Below are 274 nucleotides of genomic sequence, written 5' to 3'. Positions count from 1 at the left end.
GCTGAGACCCTGCAGCTTCCAGGCGTCCATGTACTCCATCCTCCACTCTTCCCGTAGCTCCGCAGAATCGCGGCACCACTGCCTGCAGACGAGGGAGCAGCTGAGGAGGTCGACGCAGTCCAGCTGCGAGAAGACCCGGGAGATCACGTCCGCCGGCGCCCGCAGCGCGGCCGGCGCGGCGAGGTCCGCTTCGTTTGGTGGCGGCGGCGGCGCCATGGCCGGTCCGTTGTCCCAACAAGGTCCAGTTCTTGGACTGGCTCCTAGAAGTCCTGAA

1 protein-coding gene is annotated in these 274 nt (G+C 66.8%); it reads right to left on the bottom strand.

Annotation, left to right across the window (positions count from 1 at the left end):
- A partial coding sequence (locus QWJ41_RS21295; protein ID WP_302710500.1) for an F-box-like domain-containing protein occupies positions 1–216 on the bottom strand: 216 nt, incomplete at its 3' end.
- Positions 217–274 lie beyond the last annotated feature (58 nt).

Source organism: Nocardioides cremeus, from assembly GCF_030518195.1.
GTDB classification, from domain to species: Bacteria; Actinomycetota; Actinomycetes; order Propionibacteriales; family Nocardioidaceae; genus Nocardioides; species Nocardioides cremeus.
Note: the sequence above shows the minus strand (reverse complement) of the source record. Positions and strands in the feature narration are given on the sequence as shown.